This window comes from uncultured Pseudokineococcus sp. (assembly GCF_947495735.1).
GTDB lineage: Bacteria > Actinomycetota > Actinomycetes > Actinomycetales > Quadrisphaeraceae > Pseudokineococcus.
Genome location: NZ_CANMAA010000001.1, coordinates 418,642 through 438,031, shown reverse-complemented (window position 1 = coordinate 438,031; position 19,390 = coordinate 418,642). Strand labels below are relative to the sequence as shown.

Annotated in this window: 19 protein-coding genes; 4 read left to right on the top strand and 15 right to left on the bottom strand. The window is 77.4% G+C overall.

The features are described from left to right. The 8 genes from rimM to Q0848_RS01790 all read right to left on the bottom strand — a co-directional run bounded on the left by rimM (position 1) and on the right by Q0848_RS01790 (position 8,613). Positions 1 to 582, bottom strand: a complete 582-nt coding sequence (rimM, locus tag Q0848_RS01825; protein WP_299033954.1) for a ribosome maturation factor RimM — start codon at positions 580 to 582, stop codon at positions 1 to 3. 131 nt (positions 583 to 713) lie between these two features. Continuing rightward, complete coding sequence (locus tag Q0848_RS01820; RefSeq protein WP_299033951.1) at positions 714 to 959, bottom strand: RNA-binding protein; 246 nt, start codon at positions 957 to 959, stop codon at positions 714 to 716. Position 960: 1 nt separating this feature from the next. After that, positions 961 to 1,404, bottom strand: a complete 444-nt coding sequence (rpsP, locus tag Q0848_RS01815) for a 30S ribosomal protein S16 (protein WP_299033949.1) — start codon at positions 1,402 to 1,404, stop codon at positions 961 to 963. A gap of 128 nt (positions 1,405 to 1,532) precedes the next feature. Further along, on the bottom strand, positions 1,533 to 2,648 hold the full coding sequence (locus Q0848_RS01810) for an amidohydrolase family protein (RefSeq protein ID WP_366146373.1): 1,116 nt from the start codon (positions 2,646 to 2,648) through the stop codon (positions 1,533 to 1,535). Positions 2,649 to 2,664: 16 nt separating this feature from the next. Then, positions 2,665 to 4,269 carry a signal recognition particle protein gene (ffh, locus tag Q0848_RS01805; protein ID WP_299033943.1) on the bottom strand — a complete coding sequence of 535 codons (1,605 nt, stop codon included), beginning with the start codon at positions 4,267 to 4,269 and terminating at the stop codon, positions 2,665 to 2,667. A gap of 9 nt (positions 4,270 to 4,278) precedes the next feature. Beyond that, complete coding sequence (locus Q0848_RS01800) at positions 4,279 to 6,795, bottom strand: [protein-PII] uridylyltransferase (protein WP_299033940.1); 2,517 nt, start codon at positions 6,793 to 6,795, stop codon at positions 4,279 to 4,281. Positions 6,796 to 6,955: 160 nt separating this feature from the next. Continuing rightward, the gene (locus tag Q0848_RS01795) at positions 6,956 to 7,294 is read right to left on the bottom strand and encodes a P-II family nitrogen regulator (protein ID WP_299033937.1); all 339 of its coding nucleotides are present in this window, start codon (positions 7,292 to 7,294) and stop codon (positions 6,956 to 6,958) included. Further along, positions 7,291 to 8,613, bottom strand: coding sequence for an ammonium transporter (locus Q0848_RS01790; protein ID WP_299033934.1), 1,323 nt, complete (start codon positions 8,611 to 8,613; stop codon positions 7,291 to 7,293). The genes Q0848_RS01795 and Q0848_RS01790 overlap by 4 nt, the downstream gene beginning before the upstream one ends. Positions 8,614 to 8,851: 238 nt before the next feature. On the opposite strand from Q0848_RS01790, the gene Q0848_RS01785 reads away from it, so the two are divergent. Then, positions 8,852 to 9,835 (top strand): acetamidase/formamidase family protein, encoded by a 984-nt coding sequence (locus Q0848_RS01785; protein ID WP_299033931.1) that lies wholly within the window; start codon positions 8,852 to 8,854, stop codon positions 9,833 to 9,835. Between the two features lie 70 nt (positions 9,836 to 9,905). Here Q0848_RS01785 and Q0848_RS01780 read toward each other — a convergent pair whose 3' ends face one another. From Q0848_RS01780 to Q0848_RS01755, 6 genes are all read right to left on the bottom strand, one after another. Continuing rightward, on the bottom strand, positions 9,906 to 11,141 hold the full coding sequence (locus Q0848_RS01780) for an ABC transporter permease (protein ID WP_299033929.1): 1,236 nt from the start codon (positions 11,139 to 11,141) through the stop codon (positions 9,906 to 9,908). Beyond that, positions 11,138 to 12,046 carry an ATP-binding cassette domain-containing protein gene (locus tag Q0848_RS01775; protein ID WP_366146347.1) on the bottom strand — a complete coding sequence of 303 codons (909 nt, stop codon included), beginning with the start codon at positions 12,044 to 12,046 and terminating at the stop codon, positions 11,138 to 11,140. Before Q0848_RS01775 ends, Q0848_RS01780 begins: the two co-directional genes overlap by 4 nt. 171 nt (positions 12,047 to 12,217) lie before the next feature. Further along, positions 12,218 to 12,949 carry a response regulator transcription factor gene (locus Q0848_RS01770; RefSeq protein ID WP_299033924.1) on the bottom strand — a complete coding sequence of 244 codons (732 nt, stop codon included), beginning with the start codon at positions 12,947 to 12,949 and terminating at the stop codon, positions 12,218 to 12,220. After that, a complete protein-coding gene (locus Q0848_RS01765) occupies positions 12,946 to 14,382 on the bottom strand; it encodes a sensor histidine kinase (protein WP_299033922.1) in 1,437 nt (478 codons plus the stop codon). The genes Q0848_RS01770 and Q0848_RS01765 overlap by 4 nt, the downstream gene beginning before the upstream one ends. Before the next feature lie 40 nt (positions 14,383 to 14,422). Beyond that, positions 14,423 to 15,637: a signal recognition particle-docking protein FtsY gene (gene ftsY, locus Q0848_RS01760; protein ID WP_299033920.1), complete on the bottom strand. Its 1,215-nt coding sequence runs from the start codon at positions 15,635 to 15,637 to the stop codon at positions 14,423 to 14,425. Positions 15,638 to 15,738: 101 nt separating this feature from the next. After that, positions 15,739 to 16,329 carry a hypothetical protein gene (locus Q0848_RS01755; protein WP_299033918.1) on the bottom strand — a complete coding sequence of 197 codons (591 nt, stop codon included), beginning with the start codon at positions 16,327 to 16,329 and terminating at the stop codon, positions 15,739 to 15,741. Between the two features lie 98 nt (positions 16,330 to 16,427). Here Q0848_RS01755 and Q0848_RS01750 point away from each other — a divergent pair, with 98 nt between their 5' ends. From Q0848_RS01750 to Q0848_RS01740, 3 genes are all read left to right on the top strand, one after another. After that, positions 16,428 to 17,186: an SDR family oxidoreductase gene (locus Q0848_RS01750; protein WP_299033916.1), complete on the top strand. Its 759-nt coding sequence runs from the start codon at positions 16,428 to 16,430 to the stop codon at positions 17,184 to 17,186. A gap of 71 nt (positions 17,187 to 17,257) precedes the next feature. After that, a complete protein-coding gene (locus Q0848_RS01745) occupies positions 17,258 to 17,716 on the top strand; it encodes a pyridoxamine 5'-phosphate oxidase family protein (protein ID WP_299033913.1) in 459 nt (152 codons plus the stop codon). A gap of 38 nt (positions 17,717 to 17,754) precedes the next feature. Then, positions 17,755 to 18,462 carry a maleylpyruvate isomerase family mycothiol-dependent enzyme gene (locus tag Q0848_RS01740; RefSeq protein WP_299033911.1) on the top strand — a complete coding sequence of 236 codons (708 nt, stop codon included), beginning with the start codon at positions 17,755 to 17,757 and terminating at the stop codon, positions 18,460 to 18,462. Between the two features lie 82 nt (positions 18,463 to 18,544). Here Q0848_RS01740 and map read toward each other — a convergent pair whose 3' ends face one another. Beyond that, a complete protein-coding gene (gene map, locus Q0848_RS01735; protein ID WP_299033909.1) occupies positions 18,545 to 19,327 on the bottom strand; it encodes a type I methionyl aminopeptidase in 783 nt (260 codons plus the stop codon). Positions 19,328 to 19,390: the final 63 nt, after the last annotated feature.

Sequence of the window (19,390 nt, the reverse complement as noted above, 5' to 3'; positions counted from 1 at the left end):
TCAGCGCCCCCCGGCGCCGGGCCCGTCGTCCGGCGAGCCGTCCTCGCCGTCGTCCTCGCCGTCGGCGACCTCGTCGCCCTCGAGGAGGCCGCCCGGCGGGTCGAGCACCACGCGGCCGCCGGCCACGTCCACCTCGGGCACCAGCTCGCGCACGAAGGGCACGAGCACCGTGGCCCCCGAGGGCTGGCGCACGAGCAGGGCGTCCTGCGCGGGCAGGTGCTCCAGGCCGACGACCTCGCCGACGTCGCGCCCGTCGGTCGTGGTGGCCCGCAGGCCGACGAGCTGGCTGCGGTGCCAGGCGTCGTCCTCGGCCTCGGCGGGGTCGTCGAGGTCGACGTCGACGAGCAGGAGCACCCCGCGCAGCTCCTCCGCGGCGGTGCGGTCCGCCGTCTCCTCGAAGGCCACGAGCAGGCGCCCCTGGTGCGCGCGCACGCTCGCCACGGTCAGGGCGCCGACGTCGGGGTCGGTGCGCAGGCGGGCGCCGACGGCCAGACGGCGCTCGGGCGCGTCGGTCCGCACCTCGAGGGCGACCTCGCCGCGCAGTCCGTGCGCACGACCGGCGCGGGCGACGACGAGCTCCACGGCTGCTCCTCGAGGGGAAGGGGGTGCTGGGCGGGGTGGGGCGGGAGCGGTGCAGGGCTCCCGGGGACGACGCAGCCCCGCCCGCGGTGCGGGCGGGGCTGCGTCGTGCGGTGCTGCTGCCGGACGCGCGCTCAGCGCGCGCGGTCGACGTCCACGACGTCGACGCGCACGGGGCCCTCACCGCGCGAGAGCGCGGACAGGACGGTGCGCAGCGAGGTGGCGGTGCGCCCGGCCCGGCCGATCACGCGGCCCAGGTCGTCCGGGTGCACCCGCACCTCGAGCACCGTCCCGCGCCGCATGGAGCGGCTGGCGACGCGGACGTCGTCGGGGTTGTCCACGATGCCGCGGACGAGGTGCTCGAGGGCGTCGGCGAGCACGTCAGGCCGTCGCGACCGGGGCGTCCTCGGACGGCGCCGACTCGGAGGCCTTCGCGCCCGAGCCCTTCGACGCGGTGTCCTTCTTCGGCGCGAGCTCGGCCGGGCCGGTCTCGCGGGCCGCGGCCTCGAAGGCGACGCGGCGGTCGGCCTTCGGCTCGGCGACGCGCAGGGTGCCCTCGGCGCCGGGGAGGCCCTTGAACTTCTGCCAGTCACCGGTGATCTTGAGCAGCACGAGCACCTGCTCGGTCGGCTGCGCGCCGACGGACAGCCAGTGCTGCGCCCGCTCGGAGTCGATCTGGATGAACGAGGGCTCCTCGGTCGGGTGGTACTTCCCGATCTCCTCGATCGCCCGGCCGTCGCGCTTGGTGCGCGAGTCGGCCACGACGACGCGGTAGTACGGGGCCCGGATCTTGCCCAGGCGCTTGAGACGGATCTTGACTGCCACGGTGGAGGGGTTCTCCTGGTTCGTCTGGGGTGAGCACGCCCGCCCGGCGTGGGGTTTCGCCAGGGCGTCCGTGCTGCAGGACTCGCGCGCCGCGGGTGAGAGGGTCCCGTGGCGCCCGGTACAGCGGGTCAGTCTGCCAGACGCCGCCCGGCCCGGGCGACCTGCCGCCCCCGCAGGACCACGGCGGACGGCGCGGCGAGGACGCCGACGTCCTCCCGGGGGTCCTCGGGCAGGACGAGCAGGTCCGCGCTCGCCCCCTCCTCCAGCGCGGGGAACCCGAGCCAGCGGCGCGCCGACCAGCACGCGGCGTCGAGGGCGGCGGCGGGGCCCAGGCCGGCGCGGGACAGCTCGGCCACCTCCTCGGGGAGGATCCCGTGCGGCAGCGTGCTCCCGGCGTCGGTCCCGGCGAAGACGCGCACCCCGGCCTCGTGGGCCAGCGCCACGGCCTCGCGCCGTCGCGCGTGCAGGCGCCGCATGTGCTCGGCGTAGCGCGGGAACTTGGCCTCCCCCCGGGCCGCGATGTCCGGGAAGGTGCCGATGTTGACCAGCGTCGGGACCACCGCGGTCCCACGCTCCGCCATGACCGCCACGTCGTCGGGCCCCATGGCCGTCGCGTGCTCGACGCCGTCGAAGCCGGCCGCCAGGACGTCGGCCAGCGCCTGCGCCCCGAAGACGTGCGCCGTGATCCGCGCGCCCTCGGCGTGGGCGGCGTCCGCCGCGGCCACGAGGTCCTCCCGCGACCAGCAGGGGGCGAGGTCGCCGGCGTCGCGGTCGATCCAGTCGCCGACGACCTTGACCCAGCCGTCGCCGCGGCGGGCCTGGCGCCGGACCTCCTCGGCCAGCCGGGGCGGCTCCACCTCCTCGGCGAACCCGCGCAGGTAGCGGCGCGTGCGCGCCACGTGGCGGCCCGCGCGCACCAGGCGGGGGAGGTCGTCGCGCTCGGCCACCCACCGGGTGTCGGCGGGCGAGCCCGCGTCGCGCAGCAGGAGCGCGCCCGCGTCCCGGTCGGCGCGCGCCTGCTCCTGCGCCGTCTCGGCGTCGACCTGCCCGGAGGGGCCGAGCCCGATGTGGCAGTGCGCGTCCACCAGGCCGGGGACCACCCAGCCGTCGATCTCGGTGACGTCGTGGTCGCCCGGCGGCCGGGTCCAGGTGAGCCGGCCGCCGAGCACCCACAGCCCCGAGGCGACGTCCTCGTCGCCGCCGGTGCCGGGGCCTCGCAGGACCCGCCCGGTCAGGTGCAGCACCTGGGCCACGGCCGTCCTACCGGCCGAGGAACTTCTCGAAGCCCGGGGGCAGCTCGAGGTCGTCGGGCAGCTGATCGGCCTGCTGGGGGGTGAGGCCGAAGGCCGACCCCGCCGCGGGCGCGCTGCGCACGGGCGCGTCCCTCTCCTGCTGGGCCCGCTTCGCCGGGTTGCCCGACTTGGCCTTGCCCTTCTTGGGCGGCGGCGCCGTCCTGCCCTTCGACTTCTTGCCGCCGCCGGGCAGCCCCCCCATGCCGCCGCCCGGGCCCCCGCGACCGCCGCCCATGCCCGGCAGGCCCGCCGTGCCCGGCATGCCGCCGCCGCCCTGGCGCATCGAGCGCATCATCTTCTGCGCGTCGGCGAACCGGTCGAGCAGCTGGTTGACGTCGGTCACGGTGCGCCCGGAGCCCCTGGCGATGCGGGCGCGGCGGGAGCCGTTGAGCACCTTGGGCGACCGGCGCTCCAGCGGCGTCATCGAGCGCACGATCGCCTCGATGCGGTCGATCTCCCGCTCGTCGAAGCTCTCCAGCTGCTCGCGGAGCTCCCCCATGCCGGGCAGCATCCCCAGCATCTTCTTGATCGAGCCCATGTTGCGCAGGCCCTGCATCTGCACGAGGAAGTCGTCGAGCGTGAAGTCCTCGCCGCTGGCGAACCGCGAGGCGAGGTCCTGCGCCTGGTCGGCGTCGAAGGCCTTCTCGGCCTGCTCGATGAGCGTCAGGACGTCGCCCATGTCGAGGATGCGCGAGGCCATCCGGTCGGGGTGGAAGACCTCGAAGTCCTTCAGGCCCTCGCCCGTGGACGCGAACATCACCGGACGGCCGGTGACCGAGGCCACCGACAGCGCGGCGCCGCCGCGGGCGTCGCCGTCCAGCTTGGAGAGGACGACGCCGGTCAGCTCGACGCCCTCGAGGAAGGCCTGCGCCGTGGTGACGGCGTCCTGGCCGATCATCGCGTCGACGACGAAGAGGACCTCGTCGGGGTCGACCGCGGCGCGGATGTCGGCGGCCTGCTGCATCATCTCGGCGTCCACGCCGAGGCGGCCGGCGGTGTCGACGACGACGACGTCGTGGTGGCGCTCGCGGGCGGCGGCCACGCCGCGGCGGGCCACGTCCACGGGGTCGCCCACGCCGTTGCCCGGCTCGGGGGCGAAGACGCTGACGCCCGCCCGCTCCCCCACGACCTGCAGCTGGGTGACCGCGTTGGGGCGCTGGAGGTCGGCGGCCACCAGCAGCGGCGCGTGGCCCTGCTCGTGCAGCCAGCGGCCCAGCTTGCCGGCCAGCGTCGTCTTCCCGGCGCCCTGGAGGCCGGCGAGCATGATGACCGTCGGCGGGTTCTTGGCGAACCGCATGCGCCGGGTCTGCCCGCCGAGGACGCCCACGAGCTCCTCGTGGACGATCTTGACGACCTGCTGCGCCGGGTTCAGCGCGCCGGAGACCTCCGCGGAGAGCGCGCGCTCGCGCACGGTGGCGGTGAACCGGCGCACGACGGGCAGGGCGACGTCCGCGTCCAGCAGCGCGCGGCGGATCTCGCGCACGGTCGCGTCGACGTCGGCCTCGGACAGGCGCCCCTTGCCGCGCAGGCCCTTGAAGGTGGCCGACAGGCGGTCGGAGAGGTTGGAGAACACGCCCCGAGGCTACCCGTCGGCCCGGCGCTCCCGTCCTGCTCGGGGCGCGGGCCCCGCACCGGGGCCGGGGGGCGCCTGCGGCTCGCCGGAGGCGGCGTCGGTGAGGACGCCGACGACGCGCGCCGTGCGCCCCGGGCTCAGGGCGCCGCCGCCGGGCTCGCACAGGTAGAGGACGTCCACCGCCCGCGCGGAGTGGGTGGCGACGTGCGCGCTGCGCACGTCCACCCCCTCGTCGCGCAGCGCGCTGCCGAGGCGGTGCAGGAGCCGGGGGCGGTCGGGGGCCCGGACCTCGACGACCGTGGCCTCGCTCGAGGCGCCGGGCACCAGGAGCACGCGGGCGGCGGCGTCCGCGGCCAGCCGCGGCGGTCGCCACCCGGCGTCGCGCCGCTCGAGGCGCTCGAGCACCGAGGTGTCCCCCGAGCCCAGCCGGAGCAGGTCGGTGCGCAGCACCGCCGGGTCCGGGAGCCCGCGGCTGGTGTGGACCCACCAGGTGTCCACGGCCACCCCGTCGACCGTGCGCACCAGCGCCGAGCGCACGGTGGCGCCGTGCGCCGCGAGCAGGCCGGCGACGTCGCCGAACAGGCCCGGCCGGTCCGGTGCCACCACGGTCACGCCGTGGAGCCCGAGCAGGGGGCTGGTCTCCACGCGCGGGCCGCCGTCGGCGAGCACGGCGGCGACCAGGCCGCGCTCGGCGGCGGTCAGCGGGGCCGGTCCGGGCGGCTCGCGGCCCTGCAGGGCCGAGCGCGCACGGGCCACGAGGTCGTCGACGAGGCGCCGGCGCCAGGCCGTCCACGCCGCGGGGCCCGCCGCTCGCGCGTCCGCCTCGGTGAGCGCGCGCAGCAGGTCCAGGACGTCCTCGCGGCCGTCCACCACCTCCACCAGCTCCTCGACCGTCCGCGGGTCGTCGGGGTCCCGGCGCGTCGCGAGGTCGACCAGCGCCAGGTGGTGGCGCACCAGGCGGCGCACCACCGCGACGTCCTCCTCCGGCAGCCCGGTGCGGCGGGCGACGGCCTCGGCGAGCGGTGCGCCCACCTCGCTGTGGTCGCGGGCGCCGGCGACCTTGCCGAGGTCGTGCAGCAGGCAGGTCAGCAGCAGCAGGTCCGGGCGGGCCACGTCCCCGAGCCGGTCGGCCGCCTGCACGCACGTCTCGACGAGGTGGCGGTCGACGGTGTGCCGGTGGACCACGGTGCGCTGGGGGCGGTTGCGGACCGCCGCCCACTCGGGGAACCACGCCGTCACCAGGCCGACCTGGTCGAGCGTCTCCCAGACCGGGACCTGCCGCTCACCGGTGCCGAGCAGCTCCATCAGGGCCGTGCGCGCCGGTCCCGGCCAGGGGGCGGGGAGGGGCGCGGACCCCGTGGCGAGGTGGCCGGCGGTCACCGGGGAGAGCGGCAGGCCGTCGCGGGCCGCCGCCGCGGCGGCGCGCAGGGCCAGGGTGGGGTCCGCGGACGGCCGCGCCGCGGCGCCCAGGCACAGCTCCCCCTCGTGCTCGACGAGGTCGCTCTCGACGGCGCGCTGCACCGGGCGCCGGCGCCGCCAGCCGCGGCGCGTCGTCGCGGCGCCGGTGGCCCGACGCGCCGTGACGTCCAGCGCCCACGCCAGCGAGCGCGCGGCGAGCGCGACGTCGGCGAGCAGGGCGTCCGCGTCGTCGAGGCCCATGGCGACGGCCACGGCGTCCTGCTCGTGCAGGAGCAGCCGCTCCCCCGGCCGCCCCGTCACCGCGTGGAGGGCGTCGCGCACGTCGAGCAGGCGCAGCCGGGCCTCCCCGGCCGCGCCGTGCGGGGCGTCGGCCAGCCAGCTCGCGACCAGGGACTGCAGCACGACGGCGTCCCGGAGGCCGCCGCGGGCCTCCTTGAGGTCGCCCTCGAGGAGGTAGGCGAGCTCGCCGTGGGCGGCCGCGCGCTCGGCCGCCGACGCCAGCAGCTCCGGCAGGCGGCGGCGCGCCGTGCGCCGCCAGTCCTCGCGCAGCGCCTCGCGGGCGTGCAGCGCCATGCCGGCGTCCCCCGCGACGGGACGCAGGTCGAGCAGGCCGATCGCGGCGGCCACGTCGTCCGCCGCGACCTGCCGGCAGTCCGCGACGGAGCGCACGGAGTGGTCCAGCCGCAGCCCCGCGTCCCACACCGGGTACCAGACCTGGTCGGCGAGGGCGGAGACCGCGTCGGCCTCGTGGGTCCGGCCGTCGTGCAGGAGCACGAGGTCGAGGTCGCTGGCGGGCCCGGCCTCGCGGCGGGCGTGGCTGCCCACGGCCACGAGGGCGACGCCCGCCGACCCGCCGCCGCGGCGGGCCTCGGCCGTCCAGGGGTCCGCGTCTCCGCGGTCCCCGGGCCGGGGGCCCGTGCCCGGGGCGTCGGAGCAGGCCGTCGTCGCCTCGGCCCACACGTCCTCCAGCCAGGAGTCGACGAGCCCGGCCAGCCGCTCCCGGCGCGCCGGTCCCGCCGTGCGGTCGTCCAGCCCGGACCGGACCGCCAGCGCCAGGCGCTCCGTGCGCAGGTCGCGGCGCCGCGCGCCGTCACCGCTGTCGCCCATGGCCGCACCGTCCTCCCGGACGCCGAGGGCGTCCCGTCCCGCTCGTCGCGCGGTCGGGACCGCGCGTGGTCATCAGTCACCCGGGGTGGTCGGAGGGTGACGCGCCGGCGGCGCGGCGCCCGCACGGGTGCGGGCGCCGCGCCGCCGGTGGTGCCGGGTGCTAGAGGGCGTCGAGGCCGCGCTCGCCGGTGCGGACGCGCACGACGTCCTCGACCGGCACGACCCAGACCTTGCCGTCGCCGATGCGGCCGGTGGAGGCCGCGGAGACCACGGCGCCCACGACGTCCTGCCCGTCCACGTCGTCCACGATGACCTCCACGCGCACCTTGGGCACCAGGTCCACGGTGTACTCCGCGCCCCGGTAGACCTCGGTGTGCCCGCGCTGGCGGCCGTAGCCGCTGGCCTCGCTGACCGTCATGCCCTGCACCCCGAAGGCCTCGAGGGCGGACTTCACGTCGTCGAGCTTGTGGGGCTTGATGACCGCGGTGATGAGCTTCACGCGGAGACCTCCTCGTCGGTGGTGGTGCGGCGGTGGCTGGGCGCGGAGCGGACGCCGGAGCCCGAGCCGAAGGTGCCGAAGTCGTACCCGGCCTCCGCGTGCTCGGACTGGTCGATGCCGGCGTCCTCCTCCTCCGCACCGATCCGGAAGCCCATCGTGGCCTTGAGGGCGAACCCGATGACGAGCGTGACCACGAACGAGTAGGCGAGCACCGCCAGGGCGCCCACGGTCTGGATGCCCAGGAGGTCCAGCCCGCCGCCGAAGAGCAGGCCCTGCGCCCCGGCGGGCGCCGCCGGGTCGGCGAGGACGCCGATGAGGATCGTGCCGACCAGGCCGCCCACGAGGTGGACGCCCACGACGTCGAGCGAGTCGTCGTAGCCCAGCGTGTACTTCAGGCCCACGGCGAGAGCGCACAGGACGCCGGCGACGACGCCGATGAGGAGGGCGCCGACCGGGGACACCGCGGAGCAGGCCGGGGTGATGGCCACCAGGCCCGCCACGACGCCGGACGCGGCGCCGAGAGACGTCGGGTGCCCGTCGCGGAGGCGCTCGACGACGAGCCAGCCGAGGACCGCCGCGCCGGTGGCGCACAGCGTGTTGACGAAGACGACCGCCGCGGTGTTGTCGGCGGCCAGCGCCGAGCCGGCGTTGAAGCCGAACCAGCCGAACCACAGCAGGCCCGCGCCGAGCATGACGAGCGGCAGGTTGTGCGGGCGCATGGGCTCGCGGCCGAAGCCCTTGCGCCGGCCCAGCACCAGCACCAGGGCGAGCGCCGCCGCGCCGGCGTTGATGTGGACGGCGGTTCCGCCGGCGAAGTCGATGGCTCCCAGGGAGTTGGCGATCCAGCCGCCCGTGACGCCGGCGTCCGGGTCGTCGAAGGCGAAGACCCAGTGCGCCACCGGGAAGTAGACGACGGTGACCCAGATCGCGCCGAAGACCATCCAGGTCGAGAAGCGCGTGCGGTCGGCGATGGCGCCGGAGATGAGGGCCAGCGTCAGGATGGCGAAGACCATCTGGAAGGCCACGAAGGCCATCGCCGGGAAGGCTGCGTCCGGGTCCTCGGCCATCAGGCCCGCGAGGCCGAGGAACTCGGTCGGGTCGCCGAGCAGGCCCAGACCCACGTCGTCCCCGAAGGTCATCGAGTAGCCGTAGAGGACCCACAGGACGCTCACGAGCGCCATGGCGCCGAAGCTCATCATCATCATGTTGAGGACGCTCTTCATGCGGACCATGCCGCCGTAGAAGAGCGCGAGGCCCGGGGTCATCAGCAGCACCAGCGCGGCGCTGGTGAGGATCCAGGCGGTGTCGCCGGTGTTCACTCGTCCTCCAGCAGACAAGGGGCCGAGCCCCGCGGGGGCCGGGCGGCGCCGGCCGGCGCTGCGGGGACGACGTTCCCGAGCGCCGGTTACGCGGCGCCGCGCCCCGTGTTACGCCGACGTGTCGCGCGCGCCCGGCGCGTAAGACCTGCGTGAACGGCCCCGAGCACCACCGCTGGTGGTCGCAGGGCGTGACCGACGCTCGCGGTGCGCCGTCCCCCGCCGTCGTAGCGTCGCGGCCATGGCGCAGACCCACGTCGTCGAGCACCGCGACGACCTCCTCCACGGCCGCTTCGACCCCGACCTGCCGCCGCGGCTCGAGGTCCGCAGCGGCGACGTGCTCGTGCTGCGCACCGTCGACGCCGGGTGGCACGCCGACTCCCAGCCCGACGTCCACGGCGGGGCGCCGCTCGCGCTCCGGCCGGGGCGCGACCGCGAGCGCGACCCCGGCCACGCGCTGACGGGGCCGTTCGCCGTCGCCGGCGCGCAGCCCGGTGACGCGCTCGAGGTGCGCGTGCGCGACGTCGTGCCCGGCTCCTGGGGGTGGACCCGGGCGGGCGGGTGGTCGAGCTGGTGCAACGACGCCCTGGACGTCGCCGGCGCCGACCCCGAGCTGCTGCGCTGGGCGGTCGACTGGTCGCGCGAGCGGGGCGCCGGCACGGCCACCGACCAGCACGGCGACGTCGTCGCGCTGCGGCCCTTCCTCGGGGTGGTCGGCACCTGCCCCGCCGGGCCGGGGCCGCGCTCGACCGTCCCGCCGCGGCGTACCGGCGGGAACCTCGACTGCCGGGAGCTGGTCGCGGGCAGCAGCCTCCTGCTGCCCGTCGAGGTGCCCGGCGGGCTGCTGTCGGTGGGCGACGGCCACGCCTGCCAGGGCGACGGCGAGGTGTCCGGGCTGGCGCTCGAGTGCCCGATGGAGCGGGTCGAGCTCGAGGTGGTCCTGCACCCCGACGGCGCGCCCGCGATGCCGCGGGCCAGCACGCCGGCGGGCGAGGTCTGCTTCGGCGTCGACGCGGACCTGCGCGCGGCCACCGCGCAGGCGCTCGAGGAGGTCCTCGACCTGCTGGGGCGCCGCCACGGGCTGCCGCGCACCCGGGCCCTGGCCCTCGCCTCGACCGTCGTGGACCTGCGCGTGACCCAGGTGGTCAACGGCGTCCAGGGCGTCCACGCCGTCCTGCCCGCCGGCCGGCTCCTGGCGGTGGGCGGGGAGCCGGTGGGCTCCTGACGCCGGGCCCGCGGGCCCGGCGTCACCGGCGAGGTGCGGCCACGGCGGGGTGGCGCCCCCACCCCCCGGCTCAGCCCCGCTCGCGCAGCAGCTCGCGCACCGACGTGCGGCGGTCCGTGCGCAGCAGCGAGCGCTCGTACAGGGCGGCTCCCAGCCGCACGAGCAGCGCTGCCGCGACGAGCACCAGCGCCACCGAGACGACGGGCTCCCACCAGGCCACGCCACCGGTGACCAGGCGGGCGGGCATGGCGACGGTCGAGGCCACCGGCACGTAGGACGCGACGACGAGGAGCCAGCCGCCGGCGTAGACGCCGACGTACAGGACGGCCACGAGCACCACGAGCAGCGGCGCCGTCGTCGACTGCAGGTCCTCGGTGCGCGTCGCCACCGACCCGGCGACCGCCCAGATGCAGGCGAGCGCGACGAAGCCCAGCACGAAGAAGGCGACGAACCACAGCGCCGGCGCCCCCACCTGCCCCAGGAGGTCGGCGCGGCCCGTGGCCGCGAGCCCCGCGAGGCCCACGGCGACGAGCACCGCCACCTGGGCGAGGGCGAGCGCCCCGTTCGCCACGACCTTGCCGACGAGCAGCGAGCGCAGGGGCACGGCCGCAGCGAGGATCTCCACCACGCGGCTCTGCTTCTCCTCGACCACGCTCTGCGCGATCGCCAGGCCGAACTGGATCGCCAGCAGGTAGAAGAGGAAGCCGAACGCCAGGGGCAGCAGCGTGGCCAGGACCGGGTCGACGTCCGAGGGCGCCAGGAGCCGCTGGTCCAGCTGGGACCCCGCGAGGAGCTCCTCCGCGCTGGTGCCCGCCGCGGCGGCCCCGCGCTCGAGCGCCTCGTCCTCGGCGCCCTGGGCCAGGAGGGCGGCCAGCCCCCCGTCGACCTCCTCGTCGCCCACCAGCTCGAGGCCCTCGCCAGGGCCCTCCAGCAGGGCCGCGTCGACGTCGCCGGCGGCCACGAGCTGCTCCGCCGCGGCGGCGTCGGCCACCTCGCGCACCTCCAGCCGGTCCCCCGGGGGCAGCTGCTCCCGCGCGGACCCCACGACCGCCGTGGCGCGCGCGTCCTGCCCCACGACGGCGACCTCCGACGTGCTCGGGCGTCCCCCGAGGACGGCGGACAGCACGATCCCGACCACGACCAGGAGCACCAGGACGGCGAAGGAGACGAGGAACGGCTTGTCGCGCAGCTTGACGCGGACCTCGCGCTCGGCGACCACGCGCCAGGCCGCCGTCCCCCCTCCCGCGGGGTCCGGGCCGCCCGCGGTCGGCCCGGCGGTGGGCGCGGGGATGGTGGCGGTGCTCATCGGACGACCTCCCGGAAGACCTCGGACAGCGGCGGGACGACGGGGGTGAAGGAGCGCACCGGTCCGCGGCGCAGGGCCTCCGCGAGGACCCGCTGGTCGGCCCCCGGCTCGACCACCGAGAACAGGGCCGCGCCGCCGTCGACGTCGGCCACCTCCACGCCGGGCACGTCCCGGACCCAGCCGAGGTCGGCGGCGCCGGTCCCCGCCGCGGCGACCTCGAGCCGCACGCGCGCCGGGCCGCCGGAGCGCAGCTCCTCGACGGTCCCCGCGGCCACGCGCCGCCCGTGCGCCAGGACGACGACGTCGTCGCACAGGCGCTCGACGAGGTCGAGCTGGTGGGAGGAGAACAGGACGGGCACCCCGCGGGCCACCTCGTCGCGCAGCAGCGCCGCCATCGCGTCGACCGCGAGGGGGTCCAGGCCGCTGAAGGGCTCGTCGAGCACGAGCGCCGTCGGCCCGTGCACGAGCGCCGCGGCGATCTGCGCCCGCTGCTGGTTGCCCAGGGACAGGCTCTCGAGCTTGTCGTCGGCGTGGGCGGCCAGGTCCAGGCGCTCGAGCAGGTCGGCGACCGTGCGCTCCGCGGTGGCGCGGCTCATGGCGTGGAGCCGGCCGAAGTGGACGAGCTGCTCGGCCACCCGCTGCTTCGGGTAGAGCCCGCGCTCCTCGGGCATGTAGCCGAAGGACCGCCGGTCGGCCGCGGTCACCGGCCGCCCGTCCCAGGAGACCTCGCCGGCGCTCGGCGCCAGCACCCCGAGCAGGATGCGCATCGTCGTCGTCTTGCCGGCACCGTTCGCCCCGACGAACCCGGTCATGCGCCCGGGGTGGACCTCGAGGTCCACCCCGTCGAGCACGGTCCGGTCGCCGAAGCGACGGGTGAGACCGCTGGCCGCGAGCACGGCCACCACCTCCCTCGTCGCGGGCGGCCCGTGGTCGGCCGCCGTCCGTCGACGACGCTAGGAGCCCGGGGCCACCGGCCGCGTCCCCCGCGACGGCGACGCGCCCCTCCCCCGCACGGCGGAGGCGAGGGCGCTGCCGTGGGCCGCGAGGCCCGCCCGAGAGGGCTCGTCCCGCAGGGCTCAGCCGGGCGGGCGCTCCCCCGCGTCGTCGCCGCCGGGCCGCACGAGGCCGCTCTCGTAGGCGAGGACGACGGCCTGCACGCGGTCGCGGACGCCGAGCTTCAGGAGCACCCGGGACACGTGCGTCTTGACGGTGGCCTCGCCGAGGACCAGCTCGGCCGCGACCTCGGCGTTCGACAGGCCCCGGGCGACGAGCCGCAGGACGCCGCGCTCGCGGTCGGTGAGCCCGGCGACCAGCTCCGGGCGGAAGGCCGCGCCGGACGGGGCGCTGAAGCGCTCGACCACCCGGCGGGTGACCTCCGGGGCCAGCAGGGCGTGGCCCCGGGCGACGGCGCGCACCGCGGCGACGAGCTCGTCCGGGTCGGCGTTCTTGAGCAGGAAGCCCGACGCGCCCGCCCGCAGGGCGGCGAAGAGGTGGTCGTCGCGGTCGAACGTCGTCAGCACGACGACGCGGCCGCTGCCCGCGGCCACGACCTCCGCCGTGGCCGCCACGCCGTCGAGCACCGGCATCTGAACGTCCATGAGGACGACGTCGGGCCGCAGGCGCGCAGCCGCCTCGACGGCCTGCCGCCCGTCGGCCGCCTCGCCGACGACCTCCAGGTCGGGCTCGAGCTCGAGGATCATCCGGAAGCCGCTGCGCACGAGCGCCTGGTCGTCGACGAGCAGGAGCCGCACGGGCCGGCCGTGGGCCACCGGGCCGGCGGAGTCACCCGGGCCGGCCGGGCCCGTCACGCGCTCCGCCCAGCGGTCGTGGCCGGGTCCCGGGCCACGACCGGCCGGTGGTCGTCGGCGGGTGCGGCGGGGTCGACGGGGTAGCGGCCGCGCACGCGGTAGCCGCCGCCCGGGCGGGCGCCCGTCTCCACCTCGCCCCCGACCAGCGCGGCCCGCTCGCGCATGCCCCGGTGCCCGAGGCCGGTGCTGCCGCCCCCGCGGCGGGCCGGCCCGTCGTCGACGACCTCGGCCTCGACCGCGGGGCCGACGCCTCGCCCGCCCTCGTCGAGCCAGCGCAGGACCACGCGGGCGGAGCCGGCGGTGGAGTGCCGCTCGACGTTGACCAGCGCCTCCTGCACCAGGCGGACCACCGACGTCGCCGTGGTGCCCGGCAGGGACCGCGGCTCGCCGACGACGGCCAGCGAGACGTCCAGACCGCGGTCGCGCACCTCCTCGACGACGCGGGGCAGGTCCTCGACCCCCGGCTCGGGCCCCCGGGGTGCTCCCGGGCCCTCCAGCCGGGCCCGCGCGTCCGCCCGACCGGTGGAGCCGTCCTGGTCCTCCGGCGCCCGCAGCACGCCGAGCAGGCCGCGCATCTCCCCCACCGCCGCGCGGCTGGAGGCCTCGACCTGGCGCAGCGCGTCCGCCACCCGCGTCCTCGACGCCGCGGCCCCGGCTCCGCCGTCCGGGGCGCGCTCGAGGACCCGTCGCGCCGCGGCCGCCTGGACGCCCGTCGTGCTGACGTGGTGGGCGACGACGTCGTGCAGCTCCCGCGCGATGCGCAGCCGCTCGGCGACCACCGCCGCGCGGGCCGTGACCTCCTGCTCGGCCCGCAGCTGCTCCGCCGTGCGGCGCAGCGCGTCGCGGTCGCGGGCCGCACGCCACAGCGCCCGCCCGCCGAGCAGCGCGCCCGAGAAGTACACGACGTTGATGAGCGCCGTCAGAGCGACGAGCCCCGCGCTGGACGGCGGGAGCCCCTGCGAGACGACGCCCGCGAGGCTCGCGAGGTACCAGGCCACCATCGCGGCGAGCACCACGACCCAGGTGACGGCCACGCGGCGACGGTCCCGCGCCCAGGCGGTGCCCGACAGCAGCACCAGGAAGAGCGCCACGTTGAGGCTGAAGGTCGCGGCCGACAGGGGGGACCGCGAGCCGAGGGTGATGAAGGCCGCCGCGCTGAGGAGCATGGCGGTGGCCGGCAGGCGGCGGCGCGCGCAGAGCGCGAGGGCCACGAGGGCGGTCCAGACGACCTGCTCCGCGCGCCCCGCCGCGGACGGCAGGGAGACCGTGCTCACCGCGCGGGTCAGCTCCAGCTCGAGCACGCAGACCGCGGCGGCGAGCAGGCCGGCCGCGACGTCGGCGCCGAGGGCGCGGGGACCGGGGGCGGGACGCGACCACGCGCGGTCGGCGGGCTCGCCCGAGCCCCCGTCGACCGCAGGCGCGACAGCACCCACGCCGCCCCCCTCGCCCCGTCGTCCGCCCGAGCCCGGCTGCTCAGTCCAGCAGGGCGTCGACGAAGGCGCGCGGCTCGAACGGCGCGAGGTCGTCCGCCCCCTCGCCCAGCCCGACGAGCTTGACCGGGACGCCGAGCTGGCGCTGCACCGAGACGACGATGCCGCCCTTGGCGGTCCCGTCCAGCTTGGTCAGGACGATGCCCGTGACCTGCACGGCCTCGGAGAAGACCTTGGCCTGCTGCAGGCCGTTCTGGCCGGTCGTCGCGTCGAGGACGAGCAGCACCTCGTCGATGCCGCCGGCCCCCTCGAGCGCCTTCTCGGCCACGCGCTTGACCTTGCCGAGCTCGTCCATGAGCCCGACCTTGTTCTGCAGCCGGCCCGCCGTGTCGAGCAGGACGACGTCGACCTCCCCCTCGCGGCCGGCCTTGACGGCGTCGAAGGCGACCGACGCGGGGTCGGCGCCGTCGGTGAAGGAGCGGACGGTCGGCACGCCCACCCGCTCGCCCCAGGTCTGCAGCTGGTCGGCCGCGGCGGCGCGGAAGGTGTCGGCCGCGCCGAGCACCACGTCCTTGTCCTCGGCGACGAGGACGCGGGCGAGCTTGCCGACGGTCGTCGTCTTCCCCGTGCCGTTGACGCCGACCACGAGGACCACGGCCGGGCGGCCGTCGTGCGGGGTCGTGGCCAGCGAGCGGTCCACGTCCTCACCCACGAGATCGAGCAGCTCCTCGGCGAGCAGCGCCCGCAGCGACTCGGCGTCGCGCGTGCCCAGCACCCGCACGCGCTCGCGCAGGCGGTCCACCAGCTCCTCGGTGGGACCGGCGCCGAGGTCGGCGAGCAGGAGGGTGTCCTCGACCTCCTCCCACGTCGCCTCGTCGACGCGCTCGCGCGCGAGCAGGGACAGCAGGCCCTGCCCGAGAGCGGTGTTGGAGCGGGACAGGCGCTCGCGCAGGCGGACGAGGCGCCCCGCCACCGGGTCCGGGCGGTCGAGCTGCGGACCGGGGTCCACCTCGACCGGGTTCTCCGAGGCGTCCACGTCGTCGAGGGGGCGCAGCTCCTCGACGGTGCGGGTGGCGCTGTCGCGGGGCGACTGGTCGTCGTCGCCGACGCCCGGGGAGTAGTCCAGGCCAGGCCGGGGGCGCCCCCGCGTCAGCTCACGGACGTCGTGCCGCCCGCGACGCACCAGCCCGACGACGGCGCCGGTCAGGAGCAGCAGCGCGGCGACGGCGATGCCGATGATCAGCTCGATCTCTTCCACGGCGACGATCCTCGCAGACGCCGTGGGCCCGCCCGGCGGAGCGCCGCGGCCCCCGGTCCGCGCGGCGGGGGGCTCCGCCGAGACCGACGGGGCGCGAGGTGCTAGCTGACCAGGCGGTCCCGGAAGGACGCCGGCAGCCGGTCGCGGCCGTCCTCGACCGGCGCGCCGGGGGTCCGCTCCCCGGTGCGCTCGCCGGCGCGCTCCCCGGGCGCCCCGGCGCCCGGTCGGTCCGCGGCGCGAGGAGCCCGCCAGGACCGGCCGCCCTCCACCCGCGCCCCGGCACCGCGGCGCGCCGGCGGCGCCGCGGCGAGCGCGGCGGTCGGGTCCGCCGCGCGCTGGGACGCGAGCCGCCCGGAGAGGGAGGACGCACCGCGGGCGACCGCGTCGAGGCCCGCGGCAGCGGCGCCTCGGAGGCTCTTCCCCGCCGGGCGAGCGCCGCGCGAGCTCTCCCCCGCCGGGCGACGGACGAGCCGTGCGCGGGCCCGCTCGGTCGCGGCCTCCGCCAGCGAGCGGCTCCGGGCCCCGGCCGCCTCGAGGCGGGGCATGGCCGCCGCCAGAGCGCGACCGGTGCGGTCGTCGTCGCCGCGACGCCGGTCGAGCTGCGTCCAGGCGGCGCCCACCACGACCACCAGGGCGAGGAGGACGGCGAAGAGCGTGTAGGCGACCACGATGGTCGCGCCCCCGAGAGTCATGTGCACAGCGTCACCCATGAACGACGCACAGTCACGACGACGCGCCCGACCGTGAGCGGATCGAGATCCGCCGGGCGCAGGGGCGGCACGGTGGGTGCATGACTCCTCCGCCGCGCCCCGTGACCGTCGTGACCGGTGGGGGGCGGGGCATCGGCGCCGCGACGGCGGTGCACCTGGCGCGCGAGGGGCACGACCTCGCGCTGGGCTACCTCGGCGACGACGCGAGCGCGCAGGACGTCCTCGCCGCGGTGCGGGCCACGGGAGCCCGGGCGGTCGCGGTGCGCGGCGACGTCACCGACGAGGACGACGTCGAGGCGCTCTTCGCCGCGGCGGCCGGACTCGGCCCCGTCACCGGGCTCGTGGCCGGCGCCGGCGTCACGGCGCACCTGGGCGACCTCGCGGACACCCCGGTCGCGGTCGTGCGGCGCGTGGTCGACGTCGACCTCGTCGGGGTCCTGCTGTGCGCCCGCCGCGCCGCGCAGGTCATGTCCACGAGCCGGGGCGGGACCGGGGGCGCCGTCGTGGTGGTCTCCTCGTCGGCGGCCACGCTCGGCTCGCCGCACGAGTACGTCCACTACGCCGCGGCGAAGGCCGGCGTCGACGCCCTGGCGGTCGGCCTGGCCGAGGAGCTCGCCGCCGAGGGCGTGAGGGTCAACGCCGTGGCCCCCGGGCTGGTGCGCACCGGCATCCACGCCGGGGCGGGCGACCCCGGCCGGCTCGAGCGCGTGGTCTCCCGGGTCCCGACCGGTCGCGCCGGCGAGCCGCAGGAGATCGTCGCCCCCGCGATCGCGTGGCTCCTCGGCGACCAGGCCTCCTACGTCACCGGCGCCGTCCTGCGGGTCGCCGGCGGGCTGTGAGGCGGAGGGCCCCACGGCCCGCGGCGCCGGAGGACCGGTGCGCTGTCGGACCCCACCGCCAGGGTGCGGGCATGACGTCGTGGTCCCAGGTCCTGTCCGCGGAGCCCGAGCTCGCCGCCGCCGTGCGCGCCGCCTTCGCGGTGCGCCGGCACGCCACGATGGCGACGCTGAGGCGCGACGGCTCCCCCCGCCTCAGCGGCACCGAGGTCGCCTTCGACGACGAGGCCGGTGACGTCGTCCTCGGCTCGATGCCGGGGGCCCGGAAGGCGCTCGACCTGCGGCGGGACCCTCGTGTGGCCCTGCACAGCCCCACCGTCGACACCCCGGAGGACGACCCGACCCGGTGGGCGGAGGCGAAGGTCGACGGCACCGCCGTCGAGACCACCGACCCCGCGCGCTCGGACGAGGCCCACCGCTTCGTCCTCGACATCACGCAGGTCGTGCTCACCACCGTCGGCGCCCCCGGCGACCACCTGCTGATCCGGTGCTGGCACCACGAGCGCGGCGCCACGCGCCACGAGCGCCGCTGAGGCGCTCGGCGCGTCGGAGGGCGGCGCGCTCGGCGGCGATGACGTCCGCGGCCCCGACGGGTCAGCGCTGCGACGACGTCCCACGAGACCGGAGGCTCCCTGTTCCCGACACCACGACCGAGGACCTGTGGGCGGCGGTCCGCGCCGAGCGCGCCGCCCTCGCGGGGGACCTGGCGGACGTGCCCGCGGCGGAGTGGGCCCGGCCCTCGCTGTGCGGGCGGTGGAGCGTCGAGGACGTCGTCGCCCACCTGAGCTCCGCCGCCAGCGCGGGGCGGGTGCGCTGGCTGACCAGCATCGTGGGAGCGCGCTTCGACGCCGACGTGCACAACGACCGCCGCCTGGCCGAGCACCGCGGCGCCACCCCCGCCGGCACGCTGGAGCGCTTCCGCTCCCTGGTCACCAGCACCACCGCGCCGAGCGGGCACACCGCCGCCTGGCTCGGCGAGGTCGTCGTGCACGCCCAGGACGTCCGCCGCCCGCTGGGGCTGCCCGGCGAGCCCCCCGTCCCGGTGGTCACCGAGGTGGCGCGGTTCTACGCCGCCCGGGACTTCGCCGTGAGCAGCCGCACCGCCGCCGCGGGCCTGCGGCTGGAGGCCACCGACGGTCCCTTCACCGCCGGCGAGGGACCGCTCGTGACGGGGACGACCCTGGCGCTGACCATGGCGATGGCCGGGCGCGAGGTCTTCTGCGACGAGCTGACGGGCGCGGGCTCGCCCGTGCTGCGCGCCCGGTGCCCGCGCTCGTGAGCGACCGCCACGCCCCGGGCGCCGCGAGGTCGGCGGAGCCCGCCTCGCCCGCCGACGTCCTCCGGCCCCGCGGCGTCCGACGTCAGCTCTGCGACCGCCCCGGCAGGGTGAGGATCTCGGCCCCGTCGTCGGTGATGGCGACGGTGTGCTCGCTGTGGGCCGTCCGGCAGCCCGTCGCGCTCCGCAGGGTCCACCCGTCGGCGTCGGTGACGAGCTCGGCGGTGTCCGCCATCACCCACGGCTCCAGGGCCAGCAGCAGCCCGGGGCGCAGCCGGTACCCGCGGCCGGCGCGACCGTTGTTGGCGACGTGGGGGTCCTGGTGCATCGTCGACCCGATGCCGTGACCGCCGAAGTCGGTGTTGATCGGGTAGCCCGCCTCGGTGAGGACGGCGCCGATGGCGGCGGAGACGTCCCCGACGCGGGCCCCGGGGCCGGCCGCCGCGATGCCCGCGCTCAGCGCCCGTCGGGTCGCGTCGATCATCGCCGCGCTCTCCGGCGGCGCCGGCTCGCCCACGACGAAGCTGATGGCCGAGTCCGCCGCCACCCCGTCCTTGGTGATGGCGAAGTCGAGCGAGACCAGGTCGCCGTCGGCGAGCGCGTAGTCGTGCGGCAGCCCGTGCAGGACCGCGTCGTTGACCGACGTGCAGATGTAGTGGCCGAACGGCCCGCGCCCGAAGGAGGGCGCGTAGTCGACGTAGCACGACTCGGCCCCGCCCTCGACGATCATCTCCCGAGCCCACTCGTCGATCTCCAGCAGGTTCGTGCCGACCGCGCTGCGCTCCCTGAGCGTCTGCAGGACGTGGCCGACCAGGGCGCCCGTCTCCCGGGCCCGGGCCACCTCGGTGCGGTTCAAGATCTCGATCATCCGGAGCCCCTCTCGAGCTTCCAACAGTTATCCCGGCCGAACTGTACCGGTACTACAGTCGGG